Source organism: Bradyrhizobium sp. CCBAU 25360 (genome assembly GCF_028128695.1).
Classification (GTDB): Bacteria; Pseudomonadota; Alphaproteobacteria; order Rhizobiales; family Xanthobacteraceae; genus Bradyrhizobium; species Bradyrhizobium ottawaense.
In genome coordinates, this window is record NZ_LBJA01000001.1 from 585718 (window position 1) to 604155 (window position 18438).

At 60.3% G+C, this 18438-nt stretch carries 16 protein-coding genes; 1 reads left to right on the forward strand and 15 read right to left on the reverse strand.

Annotated elements, in window-relative coordinates; translation table 11 throughout:
• Positions 1 to 191 precede the first annotated feature (191 nt).
• Positions 192 to 938: a hypothetical protein gene (locus XH81_RS02620; RefSeq protein ID WP_028143803.1), complete on the forward strand. Its 747-nt coding sequence runs from the start codon at positions 192 to 194 to the stop codon at positions 936 to 938.
• A 37-nt stretch (positions 939 to 975) separates the two neighbouring features.
• Here XH81_RS02620 and XH81_RS02625 read toward each other — a convergent pair whose 3' ends face one another.
• The 15 genes from XH81_RS02625 to XH81_RS02695 form a co-directional block, all read right to left on the reverse strand.
• Entirely contained in the window at positions 976 to 1425 is a 450-nt protein-coding gene (locus tag XH81_RS02625) for a tetratricopeptide repeat protein (RefSeq protein WP_240536539.1), read from the reverse strand.
• 168 nt (positions 1426 to 1593) lie between these two features.
• Complete coding sequence (locus tag XH81_RS02630; protein WP_097669189.1) at positions 1594 to 1992, reverse strand: hypothetical protein; 399 nt, start codon at positions 1990 to 1992, stop codon at positions 1594 to 1596.
• A gap of 12 nt (positions 1993 to 2004) precedes the next feature.
• Positions 2005 to 3660: a type II and III secretion system protein family protein gene (locus XH81_RS02635; protein ID WP_097669188.1), complete on the reverse strand. Its 1656-nt coding sequence runs from the start codon at positions 3658 to 3660 to the stop codon at positions 2005 to 2007.
• A 433-nt stretch (positions 3661 to 4093) separates the two neighbouring features.
• Entirely contained in the window at positions 4094 to 4513 is a 420-nt protein-coding gene (locus XH81_RS02640) for a TadE family protein (RefSeq protein WP_038949691.1), read from the reverse strand.
• Positions 4510 to 5847: a pilus assembly protein TadG-related protein gene (locus XH81_RS02645; RefSeq protein ID WP_038949693.1), complete on the reverse strand. Its 1338-nt coding sequence runs from the start codon at positions 5845 to 5847 to the stop codon at positions 4510 to 4512. Before XH81_RS02645 ends, XH81_RS02640 begins: the two co-directional genes overlap by 4 nt.
• A gap of 9 nt (positions 5848 to 5856) precedes the next feature.
• Positions 5857 to 6288 carry a hypothetical protein gene (locus XH81_RS02650; protein ID WP_097669187.1) on the reverse strand — a complete coding sequence of 144 codons (432 nt, stop codon included), beginning with the start codon at positions 6286 to 6288 and terminating at the stop codon, positions 5857 to 5859.
• Positions 6289 to 6339: 51 nt separating this feature from the next.
• Complete coding sequence (locus tag XH81_RS02655) at positions 6340 to 6987, reverse strand: methyltransferase family protein (RefSeq protein WP_097669186.1); 648 nt, start codon at positions 6985 to 6987, stop codon at positions 6340 to 6342.
• Between the two features lie 2 nt (positions 6988 to 6989).
• A complete protein-coding gene (locus tag XH81_RS02660; protein ID WP_038949697.1) occupies positions 6990 to 7898 on the reverse strand; it encodes a type II secretion system F family protein in 909 nt (302 codons plus the stop codon).
• A complete protein-coding gene (locus XH81_RS02665; RefSeq protein WP_179879990.1) occupies positions 7895 to 8827 on the reverse strand; it encodes a type II secretion system F family protein in 933 nt (310 codons plus the stop codon). The genes XH81_RS02660 and XH81_RS02665 overlap by 4 nt, the downstream gene beginning before the upstream one ends.
• Positions 8824 to 10248: a CpaF family protein gene (locus XH81_RS02670; protein ID WP_097669184.1), complete on the reverse strand. Its 1425-nt coding sequence runs from the start codon at positions 10246 to 10248 to the stop codon at positions 8824 to 8826. Before XH81_RS02670 ends, XH81_RS02665 begins: the two co-directional genes overlap by 4 nt.
• A complete protein-coding gene (locus tag XH81_RS02675; protein WP_038949701.1) occupies positions 10245 to 11450 on the reverse strand; it encodes an AAA family ATPase in 1206 nt (401 codons plus the stop codon). Before XH81_RS02675 ends, XH81_RS02670 begins: the two co-directional genes overlap by 4 nt.
• A complete protein-coding gene (gene cpaB / locus XH81_RS02680) occupies positions 11450 to 12415 on the reverse strand; it encodes a Flp pilus assembly protein CpaB (protein ID WP_038949702.1) in 966 nt (321 codons plus the stop codon). The genes XH81_RS02675 and cpaB overlap by 1 nt, the downstream gene beginning before the upstream one ends.
• 1 nt (position 12416) lies before the next feature.
• Positions 12417 to 12923 carry an A24 family peptidase gene (locus XH81_RS02685; protein WP_038949703.1) on the reverse strand — a complete coding sequence of 169 codons (507 nt, stop codon included), beginning with the start codon at positions 12921 to 12923 and terminating at the stop codon, positions 12417 to 12419.
• Positions 12924 to 13024: 101 nt separating this feature from the next.
• Positions 13025 to 13240 carry a hypothetical protein gene (locus XH81_RS02690; RefSeq protein WP_038949704.1) on the reverse strand — a complete coding sequence of 72 codons (216 nt, stop codon included), beginning with the start codon at positions 13238 to 13240 and terminating at the stop codon, positions 13025 to 13027.
• 781 nt (positions 13241 to 14021) lie between these two features.
• Positions 14022 to 18425, reverse strand: a complete 4404-nt coding sequence (locus XH81_RS02695; protein ID WP_271595661.1) for a beta strand repeat-containing protein — start codon at positions 18423 to 18425, stop codon at positions 14022 to 14024.
• Between the last annotated feature and the right edge of the window lie 13 nt (positions 18426 to 18438).

Genomic DNA, 18438 nt, shown 5'->3' on the forward strand with positions numbered 1-18438 from the left:
GTCCTCGTGGTCGGCATCCGCGCGGGTGAACCTTGGCATCCAGTTGGTGCCCGATCTCTTGAAGCTACCCTTAGAGCGGCTCACGCCGGGGGCCTGGAGCCTTTTCCGTTCCGATTGATCGAATCCTCGGGTACCCTGTTCTAGCCGCGTCGGCGGAACTGCGTTGATAGATGGCGGCATGGAGAGCGGAGATGGGCCGGCTCGATAAGCAGATGGATCCCTTCCACCCTGCCGCTCATCTGGCTACGGGGGATCGCGTCCCCGAGAATCTAACGTCGTCAGTTGATCCGGACCGAGAGGAAGCCACCTCGCCCGCGCATTTTGGGTCGGGCCAGGCGGCGACCGGCGTAACGGGCTCTACCGATTGGATCGACCGAGGACGTCGCATCTGGCGGCGCCATCTCCAGCGCGATCGACTCCCCCGGACGACCGGAGGGTCGATGGGAAACTTTGAGCGGTGGTTGATCGCACTGCTGAGCGTCGGCTTCGTCGTGAGCTGCGTTTGCGCGATCATTGTCTTCATGCAGGTCAACGCGCGCAAATTGGAGATCGCAGCACTGCAACGTGACATCATCGCGCTCAAGCTACGCGTAGCCAGGCTCGATCAGATCGCAAGCACCAATGAGATACGTGAAAAGGCAAGCAGTGGAACAACCAAGCCGCCGTCGGAGACCCAGCCTGACCAGGCTCCGCTCATCCTGTCACGTGAAGAGATTCAGCTTATCCGAGACTATATCAAGCCTGTACCAGTTGCAGGCCCCGCGACTGAGACGATAAAAGTCGGCGATCCCGTCGCGGGAGAGACCGTTCCCTTTCCCTCTCCGATCACGGAGAAGGTGCGGAAACTGCTCGGCGCGCGATTTACCGTTCGCAATGGCCTTGTTGTCATCATCCGCAGCGGCAGCCGTCACGCTGATGCTGTGATTGGGCCAAATTAACGAGAACTGGTCGCGATCGCGGTAGCCGGTCGAGCACTTATGGCTGGTTGTTGGGTGGTCTTTCAATGAACCGCCGGCTGCCATTGAGAAGCTCGAGGTTATTGGCGATGACCGGATTACCCGGATCGAGCGAATAAGCCTTCTCGAACTTCCGTCGCGCCGCATTCAGATTGCCGCGCAGCATGTACGAATATCCCTGGTCATTCAGGATCTGAACGGTTTCGCCTCCCAGCCGGATCGCTTGGGCATAGGCCTGATCGGCCAGGTCGAAACGACGCAGCTTGTCGTAGCTCGCTGCGAGGCCAATCCAGGCCGTGACGTCCTTGGGTGATTTCTCGACGGCGTCCTTGAAATAGCGCTGCGAGAGTCCGTAACTGCCGCGATTGTAATGCTCCAGGCCCAGCCGCACAGGCTCGTCCGACGGGTAGTACTTGACGTCGGTCGGCTCCTGCACCGGGTCCCCACCCGGTGGCTCGACGGGAGCCACGATGGCAGCCTCCCTCGTGGTATAGTCACATGCCGCAAGGCCTGGCGCCAGCCAGCAACAGGTCAGCAGTAGAATGGCACGTCGCATAATCTTGTCCCCCGCCCGGCCCAGCGGACGCACTGCACCGCACTCAAATGTCCCGTCCCTCAACTCAATTACCCGAAGCCGCTACCTGCCCCCTGCCCCGCCGACCGGCACCGATACTCCCGCCGATGCTCCCGCACCCAATCCAGTTACGTTGACATTCTGCGTGACCGGAGGTCGCTGGCCCATGAGTTTCGTCGGATCGCCCATGTCGGGAAGCTGATCCACCGGCTGTTGCTGGTTGCCGTAACGCGTCACGGCCGAGCCCACACGTCGAGCATCGTATGCGATCCGGCGATCACCGACGTATCGCGGCCATGGATGAATTGTATGGGTCACGGCGTTGACCTGCTTGGCATCGCCGGCGGTCATCGTGATGCTGTCGGAACGCTGAAAGTAGCGGTCCACCTCGTCATGACCGGCGACGCCGTAACATCCCCCGAGCAGTAAGGGCGCAAACAGAGCCAGATACCTGATCGTCATCTCGCGCGTCCTCTAGTTTAGAGTTTTGACGACCGTCTGATCGGCACTCGCGGCCGGGACGACGACGGGGGTCCGGACTTCAGGCGCGATGATGTGGCCATACGGCCCCTTCACCTCGCCTCCGGAATTGACGTAGTCATTGTACCGCTTGCGGACTTCCATCTGACCATTGAGGAAGAAATCGACGTCGTTGGCCGGCAGGCGGGAGTCGAGTGGCGATGCCAGTTGCTGACCGGGTGCCGCCGGCGCGACCAGGCGCGGCGTCACGATGATCACCAGATCGGTTTCTTCCTGCTGATACGATTTGCTGCTGAACAGGCTTCCAATCACCGGCACCGAGCCGATCCAGGGCAACTGCGAGACGTCCTGGCGATTGCGGGTCTGCAACAGGCCGGCGATGGCAAAGCTCTGGCCATCGCGCAACTCAACTGTGGTTCGCGCGTCGCGGCGGGTCAGCGCAGGAACGGTCGTCCCCTGGATCGTCACAGCGTTGGCGAAATCAAGTTCGCTGACCGACGGCTCGACGCGAAGATTAATCACACCGCGCGAGAGCACAGTGGGGACGAAGGCGAGCTCAACACCGAACTTCTTGTAGTCAATTGTGATGGTGGGAAAGCCGTTTGTCGTCTGGGTCGGGATCGGTACTGGAAACTCGCCGCCGGCGAGAAAGCGGGCGGCATCGCCGGACAGCGTGGTCAGGTTTGGCTCCGCCAGCCGGCGCGCCAATCCTTTGGTTTCCAGGGCCGAGATCAACAGGTCCACCGAGCCCCCGCTGCTGGTCCTGACAATGCTGGTCAACAAGCTACCGAACGGGGCCGGCGCGATGCCTCCCGCTGTACCGGCGAGCGTCCCTAGAGTTCCGAGGATTGGAAGGCTCCCCGTCGGGTCCTTGCCGACAGATCCTCCCCCGGCACCGAGAGGACCGTTAGCGGTATTGATCCCACCAATCGGTGATCGACCGGCGGCGGTCACACGACCCAGCCCGGTGTTACCAACGTTCGTGCCGTTGGCATTGGCCGCATAAAGATTAACGCCCAGGTTGCGACCCGCCTCGCGATTCACCTCGAGAAAGCGCACCTCGAGCATCACCTGTTGCGGCGCCGCGACGCTCATCGCGTTGACGACGACGCCCCCTTTCGCGACCGTGCTGGTGGCGATCGCCATGGCCCGCTCGGCGGTAACTGCGTCGGCGGCGACCCCGCTGAGCACCACCTGGCCCTCGGAAGCCGACACGCGGATACCCTGCCCGCCGGTGCTGGTCCGGATGTTCTGCTGCAGATTGCCGGTATCGATCACGACCTCGACGTCGAGGATCCCGATCTGCTTCATCGAGCTGTCGAACAGGATGACGTTGGTGGTGCCGGTCTGCTTGCCCTGCACGTAGATGAGATGATCGCTCAGCGACTTCACGTCGACGATGTCAGACGACCCCGCCACGATCGTCGCAAAGGCCGTGTCGACCTTGAAGGTACGTGACTTGTTGACGACGAGCTTGACCCGCTGGACGTCATTCATCTCGCTGACGATGACGCCGCCGGAGGAGCCGCGCCGGTCTGCAGCCGTCGCGCGCTCCGTGACCCCAGAGGAGGCGAGCGCCGCGCCCAGACCCATCACGCCGAAGGCGAGAAGCCTCCCGACCCTGTTACCCGAAACGCGATCGCCACTCATCCGAGTCCCCCCACTGCGATCCACGAAGATCCCCGCAAATCTACGTGCTCGACGTCCTCAACATTTCCCCTCTGCGCACCACGTCGCAGAGTTTACAATCTGTCCCACTACAATTCGTTACTTCGTGTTTCCAAGATCATCCTCCTTCATGCAGGCAGCTTGCAAGACGAGATACTTACCGCAGCGCCGCAAGCAGAAAGAAAACCCTTCGATGTTGCCAGCGCGCATCATTCTCACTGGTTGTGGGGAACTATCCCGCAGCACGACCGCTCTTGGCGCGCGCTCCCGTCGCGGCTTTGCTATCGAAGGACAGTCGGTGGCACGCTTGGCGATTCGCTTGTCCCAGTAATTCCGCACCCGCGCGCTTGGCCCGCCCGCCGCGGCCCCGCAGCGCTGTCGAGCGAAACATGTCAGGCGTGCTGCCATATTTGCGCTAGAAGGGAATCTGGTTGGAGGCGCTCGGCGCGTTGAGCGTTGTGCCCCATATGGGCATCAGCATCGTAAAGTTTGCCTGGGAAGCTGTAACACTCAAGCTGTTGCTGTTGGCCCCCACGGTCAGCGTTGGCGTGAGACCTCCAAAAAACAGGAAGGGCGCCGCGGTCTGCTTGGCGGCGGTGGACAGGGGATCCCCGATGCAGCCGGCCGGCGACTGCGGCGGGCTTTGAAGCAAGGCAGGCGTATAGCAGCTGATCATGACCGCACGGGCGCCGGCACTCGCGAGCGTCCGCAAGGATTGCATCGTGATGGCATAGCGCCCAAGATCGAAGATGGCGAACATCAACGTGAAAAGCGCCACGGACACCATGATAAATTCAAACGGCGCCATACCGCGATTGTCGAGCTTTCTCATCATTGCACCAAAGCGACAACCTGGGTGTATACGATGGTGGCCGGCGCACAGCCTTCCGTGCTGAGGTAGCCGCCACCGCTCATGTCGATCGTTTTGGCGATCACTTGCGAACAGGTCGTATTCGCACTTGAAGTCGTACCGGCCCAGCTAACGTCGACATTGGGAAAGTAGATGGCCCCGCCCAGGCTAACCTGGCCGCCACCGTTTATGGTGACCTTGTTGCTGGTCTTGCTCGGGGCCTGATCATCAATCAGGACGCCATTTAGATCAGAGGAGAAGGTGTTAGTGGCAGGTGCGGAGAGATCAGCCGTACCCCCGTTGATGGTGAGCTGCGAGTCTCCGAGCAGGACGAGGGTTACGCCTGCGCCTTTCAGTTGTCCGCCGGTCATCTTTATATTTGCTTTGTAGAAGACATATGTTCCCGGGTCCAAAACGTACTTGTCGCCGTTCTGCACCGTGAAACTGCCGTAAGCTCCAGTCCCCGCGCTATTCGGCGCGCAATGCTTCCACCCGTCCGCCTGAAGGGTGCATGGCATATTTGTATTGCCCGTCCTGCTGTTGAACGATGCGGTGTCCAGTTTGCTGAGCGGATTGCTAGCGTACGTCATAAAATAGTTGTGCGGCACGCTAACATTACTGCAGCTGCCTGAGGGGGTGCAGCCACTTACACCATAAACGGCCCATCCCGAGCCGGTGAACGTTGGAGTGCTGGCAAGTTGAACACTGGTATCCGACATCAAGGCGCAGCCAGTTCCGTTGTTGCTGAGGTTACCAGCAAGCTTGAGTGCGCCTAAATCAGGTCCAAGCGCCAGGACGCAGGCCTTGGTCGGCTGCTGGACCACTGCAATGGCTTGGGCGGGGATGTTGACGGTGGTCAAACCCAGCACTGCCGCCAAGTACGCCGGCTGTTGCTGGCTGACCCTGGCGCGAACGGCATTGCCGGTGCCTGCAGGTGGCGTTGTGAACGTGGTCCCATTGTAATCGCCGATATCGATCTGCACGGCCCGCGAGATTCTGGTCGGTAGGCTTGTCGGACAGTTTCTGCCCGGATAGCCGGTAGCGTCGTTGGGACTTGAGTTGCAAAACCCGTTCTGTGCCGCGAATTCCTTGCCGCGATAATCCACGGACTGCGTGTCGCAGGCCGCACCCGCCATGATACATGAAAGCCGCAATGCGCCCGAATAGGCCGCTGAGTCGGCGGCGTTCTGCGCGTGCTGGCGGGTGACGTACCACGATCCGGCCTCGGCCCCGAGTGCGACGAATCCGATCAGCGGCACGAGAGCGATGACTGTTGCGAATGCGACGGAGCCTCGTTGGGAACGGAGTAGACTACGCATTTAAGCCCCCTACTGGAAGCGTTCTGAGTAAGGCAGCGTGTAGGTACAGGTGGTGGGACACAGCACCCCTCTCCACACAATTGGAGCCAAGGTGATGGTTGTCGAGAATGTAATGTACTTGGGAGAAGCTAGATTGCCTGGCGAACAGCTGGCCCCTGCGTCTCCGCACAAAACCTGAAGGTTGCTGATCGCATGACCAGCGACTGTCGTCTGTAGCCCTGTCTTCCAGCTCACCGTGCCGTCAGGGGCGAGCGGATTGGCGTACTGCACATACTGTCCGAAGGAGCGCAATGCGCTCCATGCGGAGATAAACTGGAAGCCCGCAGCAGCCAGGTCGGCGAGCGGCATGAGCAGGAACGCCACCAAAACCGGGTAGACGAGCAATGTCTCAAATGCGACGGCGCCGCGCTGATCCACGTTGAACGACTTCTTGCGGCTCATGAGTTGACCTCGACCAATACTCACCCTTCCGGTCGTCCACCGGAACAGCACTCACCAAACGTAAGGAATCACTCTCCAGCGCGATGCTTCGTAAGCGGAATATTCAGGGCAGTTGCGCCGAAGCAGGTCCTCTTCGTAATAAATCCGGCAAACCTGGATGCCGATATGCAAGACGAGCAAGGCCGCTGTCAGCGGCGTCGGGCTTCTCAGCACCACACCCAGCACCGCGATTTCTTCTGCGAGGTAGAGCGGGTGCCTGATCCACCGATACGGACCCGTTTGCACCACGTTGCGCGCCTGTGGCACCAGACTGAAGGACCTGCCAAGATGTCGGATGGTGACCAGCATCATGATCATGCCGATCAACACGCACGCGGTGGAGGCCAGGTTTGGCAACGCCTTGTCGGTTTCGCCGAAGAAAGCGATTGTCCACGGCATATAGGTGCCGACGAACGCCGCTATCCTTGGGAGACGGCCCTTCGCTTGCGCCTTCGCCGGGGGCCGCGTGACGATCAACAGCGCCAGGAGCACGTAGAAGACAGCGAGGCAAACACTCGACAGGAGCGATGGCCAGGGATCATGAGCCGATGATCCGATCTTGATGGCCACGCCAAGCGCCAGCAACATGAACCACATGCCGCCGAACAGTTGCATTGTCCGATCGTAAGAGGACGTTTTCGACAGGGCAATCGTGCTCATGGCTACTTACCGAAGCTGGCGAACGAACGCACGAGATGCAGAATGGGACTTCCTCCCAAAATGACGAACATGGCTGGAAGCAGGAACAACACCATCGGAATGGTCAGCTTGGCGCCCAACTTGTGTGCTCTTTCTTCAAGCTTGGTAATTCGTTCGCGCCGGAGGTCGACGGCGATGCTCCTCAGCGCCTGGCCCACCGGAGTTCCATATTGCAGGCTTTGGCCGACCATGATTCCGAATCGGCGAAGCCCATCCGATGTAGCTCCCAGTTTCTCGAATGCGTCGCTGCGGCTTGGCAGGATCCGGAGATCATCAAGAAGTCCGGTCATGACCCTGGCTATGGCGGGATTGGTCTCTTGCATTTCTTGCGCTACGCGTGCCAGCCCGCTTTCCAGTCCCATTCCCGATTCGCTGCACACAACCAGCAAATCGATCATGTCCGGCGTGCCCAGTCGAATGGCGGCATCAAACCGCCGCTTCAGCACCGCCAGTATCAATCGCGGCGCTAAAATCCCGATCGCCACGCCAATAAGTGTGAAGACCAGTACATCAAGCAGCGGCTTCCCGAGAAGCTGAGCGGCACCCCCGGCGATGATCGGGCATAGCGCCATGCTGACGGCTTTGACACCGATCCAGGTCGGCAAGGCTCGATGATGATTGAAACCCGACGATTGAAGGATGGTTCGTAGCTGATCCAGATTTTCCTCGGCATAGAAGCGACGGTAGCGCATGCCGAGTGACGAAAACCAACCGGTCACATCCTGGAAGGGCGCAGACCGGCCAGCAACGCCCATCACGGCGTTTGATACCCGGGCGTCCAATGTACGAATGTGTATTTCGCGGATGATCAACATGCAGGACGCAGTCGCAGCCACGACTGCAAGGGCCACCAGACTGAGACCAGAAGTCATAGTTCTGTTTCCCTTCTGACCATCCAGCTTATCACCAGGGCTCCGACAAGCACCGAAAGGACTGCGTAAGCCAGCAGCTTGTTTCCAACCGGATCGGTGAACAACAGATCAACCGTTTGCGGATTGGCTGCGTACAGGACCCCACCTGCAATCAAGGGCGAGACTGTCAGCGCCCGTGAGGAAAAGATCACCTCTCCTGCCAGCGCCTTGGCGCGGGCAGCCAGCGCAACACGTTGCCTGACAGTGTCTCCCAGGTTCTGCAAAGTCTCGGCCAGGCTGCCACCGGACTTCAACTGGACGGCAAGTGTCACCGCAAATATCGCATACTCCGCCACCTGCGTTCGCCGATAGACAGCTTGGACAGCTTCCTCTGCAGGTCTTCCCAGATTCACTTCGCTGCATACGATGGCAAACTGCCCGGCGGTTGGCTGCGGCATATCCCGCGCGAGGGCACGAAATGCCTCGTGCACAGGCAGACCCGATCGCACTGTACTTGTCACCAGCTGGATCGCATCAGGCAGCTGTCGAAAAAGCTGAAGAGCGAATCGACGTTGCTGCCATCCGAACAGGCCTCGTATCACAATGAGGGCCGCGATTGCCGCGACAATGGACGCGTAGACAATGGAATATCCCAGCTGGCTGTTCGCATAAAGGATCGCCGCTGCTCCGAATGCACCGACAAGTAGCACGTAGGCGGGACGCAACGTGTAAGGTATATCGGGATTGTAGTTGGACAGCCGATTGAGAAACTGATCCTGAGACCCGGCCTCCAAGCGGCGAATGGATGGCAGGTTAGCCGGATGCGACGTTGGCAAAGCAACCGCCAACCGACGATTGATGCGTCTTTCCCGAGCGTCGAGCCACAACGAAACGGCTGCTGCGCACATCGCGAGCGCCAGAACAGTGACGATCACGGACTCCAGCGTCATATTTGCCTCATGGCCTCGGCCCAAGCACCATCCAGCCCGAAATAGACAAGCCGGCTCTTGAACTTCGGGGTTGCAAGGTTGGACTTGTAGCTGCCCGATATCCGCCCGTTCACATCCTCCTCCTGATACTCGAAGGCTGCGATGTCATTGGTGGTGATCACCTCCCCTTCAAGGCCGATCACCTCGCTGATCTGAACGATGCGGCGCTGTCCGTCCCGCATGCGTTCGACCTGCACAATGAGATCCAGCGCAGCGACGATCTGACTTCGAATGGCGCGCGACGGTAGATTGACCTGTCCCATCTGCACCATGTTTTCGATGCGGGTCAGGGCATCCCGGGTACTATTCGCGTGTACCGTGGAGATCGAACCATCATGGCCGGTGTTCATCGCCTGCAGCATGTCGAATGCTTCGGAACTGCGCACCTCGCCGACGACGATCCGGTCGGGACGCATGCGCAGGGCATTCACCAGCAGATCGCGTTGTGTCACCTGCCCCGTGCCTTCGAGGCTGGGAGGCCGGGTCTCCAGGCTGATCACGTGCGGTTGCTGAAGCTGCAACTCCGCCGCGTCCTCGATCGTGACAATACGTTCGGTGTGATCGATGAACTGACTCATCGCGTTCAGGAGCGTCGTCTTGCCGGATCCGGTGCCGCCGGAGACCAGAACATTGAGCCGGGAGCGGGCGGCGATCTCCAGCAATTGTCCGATGGCCGGGGTCATCGAGCCGTTTTCGATCAATCCGGCGATGTCCAAACGACGGCTTGGAAATTTGCGGATGGAAATGCACGGACTATGGATCGCCAGCGGCGGGAGGATGATGTTGACCCGGCTGCCATCCAGCAGGCGACAATCCACCATCGGACTGGATTCGTCGACGCGCCGACCGACCTGCGCGGCAATCTTCTGAGCGACGGAGGCGATGTGATCATTGTCGCGGAATCGCACCGCCACTCGTTCCAGCCTGCCGCTTCGCTCCACGTAGATATTACTTGGACCGTTCACCATGATATCGTTGATCGATTGGTCCAGCAGTAGCGGACGGAGCGGCCCGTAACCCGTCATGTCGTCGGCAATTTCGTCCGCGAGCTGCAGCTGCTCGCGGCCCGACAGCTCGAGCCGTTCCTGGTTGGCAATGTGATGGATGATCTCTTCAATCTGCCGCCGGAGAACCTCCCGCGAGACGGTTGCGGCCACCGCGGGTTCGATCTGCTCAATCACCCGTTCACGCAGCGAAGGCGGAATGATGGGTTGGTGGATCGCTGGTTCGTCGCGCCTTGGCGCAGGTGAAGGCAAGTTCGGTGCGGCTGCAGTCGCGCTGGGCGACGGCAAAGACAAGCCTATCGCAGATGCAGGGAGGCCAGCCGCCAAGGCGGATACGTGAGCTGGTGCGTCGTCTTCGCGCCTACCGAACTTCTTCATCGCAGATGTGCTGTGAGCACCCTCCTCCACCAGCTACCCCGCTCGGCAGCGACACCGCTGATCTCCCGTACGATCGGCGCCAGGTGACGCCGCAATTTTCTGACGTGCTTCAGAGCTGGAATTCCGAGATTGAGCGCCTCGGTCATGCCCTTGCCGAGATCGGGAACGACGATGTCGGGCTCTGCACCCAACGCCTTGACAACCGCCGCCCTCGGAAGGCCCCCGGGACGACCGGCCCGGTTGAGCAAGGTAAAGACCCGGTCCTTGCCCGCGATGTTGATCACTGCGGTGCGTAGCGCATGGGCATTGCGAAGTCCGGTCACCTCGGATTCGAGCAGCACCATCACATGACGGGAAAGCGCAATCACGGGATAGATCGACGGCGGAAACGGGACGGGTACATCGACGACGATGTAGTTGAACCGTTGACGCAGCAGACCAAGCACGTGTCGTACGCCAGCCTCCGTAATTTCAAGCTGCGCATCGAGGTCCTCGTCGGCCGAGACCAGGCAAACCCTTTCGTTGACTTCGATTGCCGCGCGCTCGAGGAAGAGCGTGTCCGCCCGCATCGGATTTTCCAGAGCGATACGCAAGCCTGGCCCGGGACGAACACCCAACATCACGGCGGCCTCGCCGCCCTGCAGATGAAGATCAAGCAGCGCCACCTTGGCCTTGGTCGTCTCGGCAAGTTGCAGCGCCAGATTGATCGCAATGCTCGTGGCGCCGGCGCCGCCCTGCGCCCCGCAGATCGAGACCACGTGCCCGCCACGATCGATCTGGTTGGCTGCGACGTCGCCGAGAAGCTTGGGGCGCAGCTTGTCCAGCACCAGATCGCGCGTGAGCGGCCGCGGCAGATACTCGGTCAAGCCGAGCTCCAGGAGCTCACGGTAGAACGTGATCTCCCTGTTGTCGCCGATCACGGCTACGCGGACATCGGGTGGACAGACGCCGGCCAGCCTTTCCAGCTCAGTAAAGGGATCATCGACGCCACTGATGTCTACCACCAGCGCGAACAGATCCGTGTCGGTTTCGAGCATCCGTATGGCATTGCGGATCGTGCCGCGTCTGATCGAGAGATTGGCGCCTTCGAGCCCCTTGCGCAACGCCGCAGCGCTGAGCTCATCGTTTACGAAACCGACGATGCGGTTACGCGTAACGATTGACGTCGTTTCTTCAGGCGGAGTGGCTATGGCGATGCTCATCAACGTTTCTCCGACAACCTGTTATCGTAACCCGCCGCCGTCGCAGTCGGGCGCACGGCTTCCGATGCACCGTCGCAGCTGACGAGAGCGTCTTCCTCTTGCTTCCTGACCGTGTATTGCTTGACCTCACCGCCTGAATGAACGAACACTGCCGTTCTCTGTGCGGAAATTGCATACTGGCGGGCAAGTTCTGGCGACACGTCACAGCTCGACATCGCGCCGGTGTCTGCCTTGTCCCACTGATCGACTGCTGCGCGTACGGCGAACGAGAGCGTCCCGAGTTGCTTTGCGACGGTGACTTTCTTGACCTGCACCTGCGTAAGCTCCAGTGACACGGTCTGCGTTTGCTTACCTGCCATCCCGCTGATGGGTCGCGCGCCCTGCACGATCTCCTGATCAATCGCGATGACTCGAACGTTACGCAGAACGGTTTCGCTGAGGGCGCGGCGCGCGGTATCGACTTTCTCGAAGACCTGGGTCAACACGACGTCCACGTGATCGCCTGGCCTGATGAGACCCGAGACACCGGCCTCCTCGTCAACCTTGATGCTGATGGCACGGCTGTCTGGCGCCAGGACACTGGCGAGGAAACCCCGATCCCGCGGACGCAGGATATCCTGCAACGTAACGGGACTGCCCGCTTCGACGAAGTTGCGGATGAGTGAACCGGCAAGTCCGGCCTTGGACTCGGGGGTTTCAAGGATAGCCCCTTGGGGAACGCGCTCCGGCGGCACCGAGCGGACGGCGAAATCCTCTTCGCGGGCCAACGTCCCCCTCGGCAATGGCCGTGCCGCGACGAAGTATCCGGCGGTCGCCGGCGCCGCCGGCGCGAGGGGCGCCTCCGTCACCTGTACCGGGACCGGAGGCTGCGCCTTCGGCAGGTTCATGCTATAGGCGATCAGTCCGAACGCTGTGGTTGCAAGCAAAAGCACCACGATGATCGACAGACGCAGCGCGGATGACATTTCACGATCCTTTGCTCAAAATGGTCCAGATACCGCCGCAGGCGATAGCGGCTCCGTAAGGCAGCGGGGCGTGTCGCAAATGGCGCCACCGCTCGATCGCGTAGATCCGGCGCGCGAGCGACGATCCGGCGGGTGCCAGTCTGGGATATGGCAGGTGACGCATCATCAGATGCACCAAGGCAAGAACGCCGCCGGCCAGCACGGTGACGGTCAGCAACTGCATCACGCCGCTCGGCGGGAGACCAACCGCCAGGGCAACCAGCAGCTTGACATCGCCGCCACCAATTCCTCCGCGCGCGTACAGGACAAAAAGCAGCAGAAAGAGGATCCCGGCTGTGATCAGCGACACAGCGACTTGAATCGGGCTGGGCAATTGACCGGCGATCCCGAGCAGCGCCAGCGCAAGACAAAATTCGTTTCGGATCAAGCGCGTCGCAACGTCCATCGTTGCGACATAGAGCAACAACAGGATTTCCAGGATCGAGGCTGTGGGAGCAATCCAACTCATGAAATGCACGTTTCAAAAAAGGTGGAAGGCAAACTGGCGGGAGCACTTCTGCAGGAGGGGGGCAGCTTGGATTGCCCCCCTCTGGCGCCAAAATGGCGGTATCAACCAGCGATCGCGGTCGTGAAAGCGGTGGTGATTGCGGTGATCCCGGTCGTCAGCGCCGCCCCGATCTGCCCGCCGGCTCCGCCACCGAACACGGCACCCACCGCGCCGACGATACAAACCGCTACGATGATGTACTCGAATGATACCACGCCATCCTGGTCCGTTCGCAGACGCTTCAACGCTTCCTTGGTCTCGATGAAATGATGCAACATAGGAAGAATCCCTTCTTTCAAGATGAATTTGCAGACACCTCGGCGACTTCCAGCGGCTGCGGATTAATGTCCGGCCCCGCCAGCGACAAACTATCCATTAAATGTTTATTACCGTCAACATTTAATATATAATGCATTTTGAATTAACCCTACCGGAACGAGCCCGTGAAAACCAAAGATGGAGATCACAATCAGCGAAAACGTCGTGATAAAAAGACGTTAGCTGACTGCCATAAGCGAATCCCAGGCTGAGCTCCGGCTGGGTCGTCGGGAAATCACCGGAATTATACGGGTAAATCAGGCGGTATAATTTTATTTATCAGAGATACAGGAATTATGTGATTGGCATTGAACTGTGGTGCCGCATCGACCGATTAATCCACGCACATATAATCGAGCGGAGGCGCGACGGTGGTACATCTGTCCACGACGAGTGAGGCGATCCCTCCGAAGATCCCGATCACGGCCGCCTTGTAGCCGCATGATTCCTCCAGTTGTACTGGCGTGACGCAATCATCAATTTGGGTTCGCGTCGATATCTTCGCCGTTTTCGGGCAGAAGCTCGAAGAACTGGAACGGGCTCCAGTAAATCGTAACTCGAGCGGGATTTGGTCAACCACGATCAAGAGGATGCCGGCTATTCGGAAGCGGCGGGACCTGTGCTTCGATGATTAGCCTCGTCGTCCGCGGGCACCCCCATCCGCTGCAGGGCGCCCGAATCTCCATGCGAACCAAGTACCGACTTCGCAGTCAGCGCCTTTAGCCACCTCCTCGCAGCGCCTCAGACGAGATACTCGTGGTAGCTGATAAGCGTTCCCATGTTCTTGTCTGCCTCAGTCTGGAAGCTCGCGGGATCGTACTGGCCGAACAGGCTGATATTGGCGGTATGAACTCCGTCAGTCACCGAAAGGATTCCTCCAGTGCCGGCCTGATTTGCGACATAACTAGCGGTCGTGCCGTCCCCGAACGCGACGTCGAGGAGATCCAGGTGGTCATCTCCGTCAAACCCGGACACGACTCCGCTGAAGTCGAAGGAGTCATGGAGCACGATTGTCCCGGTCGCTGCGGCATCGAGCGCGACATGCGCAGATGAAGCCGCTCCGAACTCGACCGTAGCCACGCCATCCATCAGCGCGGTGCCGCTGCCGCTTACACTGCCATTGAGAGTGATGTTGGCTCCATGCGCCCACAGCAGCCCTGAATTATCCACGTTGCTGTCGATGACCAGTCCGCCGCTGCCGCTGGCCGCAATCGTTCCGGAATTGACGACGGTGTTGCTACCGGTGTCAATCTCGAGCGCGTTGGTGCCCGTCGCGTTGATTGTACCTTGGTTGACAAGGATCAATGTCCCCCCGCCAAGCTGTCCGGCTCCCGAAATGGTATTGTCGATGTTGGTCAGCGTGACGTCGGAAACAGTTCCACTGACCGTGTTCTCGCTATTGTCGGACAACAGCACCTGACCGCCACCTTCGAGCAAAATTCCGTGCCCGACGAGTTGGAGGTCGGTCTCGGCGCCCGTCGAGTTCAACGAGATCGTGCCCGTATTGTGGATGTTACCGGATAACGGCAGCAATGCGCCGTTGCCGATCGTCATTGTGCCTGAATTGTCGACCACGGGCTTGAAGTCGAATACGAAGTCGTCCGCTGCGAGCGAGCCGGCATCGACGCCATCCAGAGTGATCGTTTGACCGTCGGCCAGCGCAATGACGGCGTTGCCGTCGTTGTCGGCAGACAGATGCGTTTGGACGTCCGCGAAGGTCTTGAAGCCGGCGTAGCCGATCAGGTCGATCTGATCATGCGCAATCTCGAAATTATAGATGACGTCGTGGCCGATCGGCTGCGAGAATACGAGCAGATCGCTGCCACTTGACGCTGTGAGATAGTCGTCGCCGGAAATGGCGATGATGGCGGAGCCCGCTGCAAAAGCTTCAACATTGTCGGCGAATGTCTCGATTACAGCCGAGCCATCCGGCTGCATCCAGGTCACGGTCACGTCGAGGTGCAATGCTCCGGCGAAATCGACTGGCGATGTCACCATTAGCGAGCTGACGTCAGTGGTCTCGATCGTCCAGTTGCCATCGGGGAGCAGCATCCCACCATTTAATGTCCAGCCTGCGGGCACGCTGCCGACAGTGACGGTGGCGATTTGACCCTGATGAGCGGGCGAGTCCGTCAGACCGAGATTGATGGGCTCGCCCGACACGCCCGCAGGAGCAAGGGCCGTTCCAAACGCAAAATCCGCCGCGCTGAAAGTACCGGTTATGCTCGCCAGTGTGGTCAGGTTGTCCAAATCGGCGACGAGTGTCGCGCCGCCTGCGACGCTCGGATTGGCATCGTAGTAAACTTGCGCGTGACCCACCGTCGAATTGTGGAATACAAATAGAGCTCCTGTGGTGATGTTGGAGTAGCTGTTGATCGTTGATTGAACTGTCGCCGTCGTCACGGATGCGTCTGTTTTGATGCCGACCTCCGTGTTGGCGAGATTTAGCGCAGCGTTGTTGCCCGTTCTGACATTTTCAACGGTCGTATCGACATCACCAATGACGAACCGTCCGGCGGTTACCGTAAATTCCAGCTTATCCCCTGAGGTGCTGAAGTCGGTGATGTGGTCACCCGCGTCGGTGACAGCGAGATAGGCGAATGTATCGTTCCCGCCACCACCAGTCAGCGCATCTGCGCCACCACCACCCACGATCCTGTCCGCGCCAGTGCCTGCGCCACCGTTGATGGTGTCGTTACTTGAACCGCCCTTGAGGGTATCATCGCCGCCGTTTCCTGAGCTGCCCATGATCACAAACGATCCAGACGTGACTGCGCTAGCATCTACGACCAGGTCGCCGTTACCCGTGATGCCGGATCCGTCAATCGTGAGCGTTCCTCCATTTTGGAATGTCGAAAGGAATGTCAGGGTGTCGGTGTGATTTCCGCTGTTGCTGTCACTTAAACTGATTGTTTCGAAATTTGTCAGGCCAATGCTTCCTGCACCATCGCCGAAGGTGAATGGCCCCAGACCACCACCACTGACGGCGAGAGTATCCGTACCGCTTCCCCCAGTCAGCATGTCACCGTTGTTTAGCGTTAGGGGAGATTGGGTACCGGTCACAGTATTGGTGCCCGATGCATAGAAGACCGTATCGGTGCCGGTCGTGAGAGCGAAGGGACTGGGGCTCGTGACCGAAATGGTCACCGTATCCACATCGGTCAATGCGCCACCCGCTCCGCTGTGGCCATTGTCGCTTGTCGTCATGGTCAGAGTGCTGGTTCCGGCAAAATTCGATGTCGGAACGTAGTTGACCGTCGAGGCCAGGGTAGAATTGATGGCGCTGACTGTTCCGGTCAGCGTCACCGTCGACGTTCCGCTGCCGCTGATCCCTGCGGTACCTCCTGAAACGGTCAAGGTGCCGTTGGTTACCGACAACGTGATCGTTTCGCTGGCGCCGCCCGAGTCGGCATCGGAGATGCTGAGTCCCGTGATCGCCTTTGTCGTGTTGACGTTTGTCGTCTGTGCTCCCGGAACCGTATTCACGGGCGCGTCGTTGACCGGGATGACCGCGACTGTCGAGCTCACGATATTGCTGGCGTGGCTGGCCGTCTGGCCGTCGTCAACTTGGTAGCTGATGGTGCGGGTCGCGCCCGACGGATTGTCACCCGAGTTCGAATACGTCACGGAGCGCAGGGCCGCCTGGTAGTTCGCCACGCTCGACGAACCCGTCAGGGTCAGCACCCCAGTGCTGGCGTTATAGCTGCCGGTGATGCCGTTCTGATTGGAAAAACCGAGCACATCCTGGCCGGAGGCGAAGTTTCCTGTGATCGCGACCGTCGCGCCGGTCAGATTCGTGCTGTCAACGTCCGACAGGATCAGCGCCGTGTCGATCGCGGTCGCGGCCTGACCCTCGGCATAGGACAGTGAACCGCCATTGGCGTTCAGCACCGGCGCATCATTGCTGCCGGTGACGGTCACCGTCACGATGCCGCTCGCGGTGCCGTCCTGGCTGGTCACCGTAAACTGGTCCTGCACCTGCTGGCCGGCGATGAGCTCGTTGTGGGCACCGTTGCCGGTGTAGCTCCAGGCGCCGTTGGCATCGATCGTGAAGTCGCCATAGGTCCCGTGAGCATCGGTTTGGGCGACGACATGGGCTTCGCCGCTGTCGGGATCCACAATCGTCAGCTGGCCGCTGGCATTGAGCGCGGAGGCGGCATTGCCCTCGCTGACGGACTTCGAGTCCGAAGAGACCGTGGCCGCATCGTTGCTGCCGGTGATGGTCACCGTCACCGTGCCGGTGGCCGTGCCGTCCTGGCTGGTCACCGTAAACTGGTCCTGGACCTGCTGACCGGCGGTGAGCTCATCGTGGGCGCCGTTGCCGGCGTAGCTCCAGGCGCCGTTGGCATCGATCGTGAAGTCGCCATAGGTCCCGTGAACGTTCGATTGCGCCACGAGATGGGCTTCGCCGCTGTCGGGATCCACAATCGTCAGCTGGCCGCTCGTGTTCAGCGCCGCCGCGGTGTCGCCCTCGGTGACGGACTTCGAGTCCGACGAGACCGTGGCCGCATCGTTGCTGCCGGTGATGGTCACCGTCACCGTGCCGGTGGCGGTGCCGTCCTGGCTGGTGACCGTGAACTGGTCCTGGACCTGCTGGCCGGCGGTGAGCTCGTCATGCGCGCCGTTGCCGGTGTAGCTCCAGGCGCCGTTGGCATCGATGCTGAAGTCGCCATAGGTCCCGTGCGCGTTCGTCTGCGCGACGACATGGGCTTCGCCGCTGTCGGGATCCACAATCGTCAGCTGGCCGCTGGCATTGAGCGCGGAGGCGGCATTGCCCTCGCTGACGGACTTCGAGTCCGACGAGACCGTGGCCGCGTCATTCGTGCCGGTGATGGTGACCGTCACCGTGCCGCTCGCGGTGCCGTCCTGGCTGGTGACCGTGAACTGGTCCTGGACCTGCTGACCGGCGGTGAGCTCATCGTGGGCGCCGTTGCCGGCGTAGCTCCAGGCGCCGCTGGCGTCGATGCTGAAGTCGCCGTAGCTGCCGTGCACATTGCTCTGCACCACGACATGGGCTTCGCCCGTATCCGGATCGGTGATGGTGAGCTGGCCTGAGGTGTTGAGTGCGGCGGCCGTGTCGCCTTCGGTGACAGACTTCGAGTCCGAAGAGACCGTGGCCGCATCGTTGCTGCCGGTGATGGTCACCGTCACCGTGCCG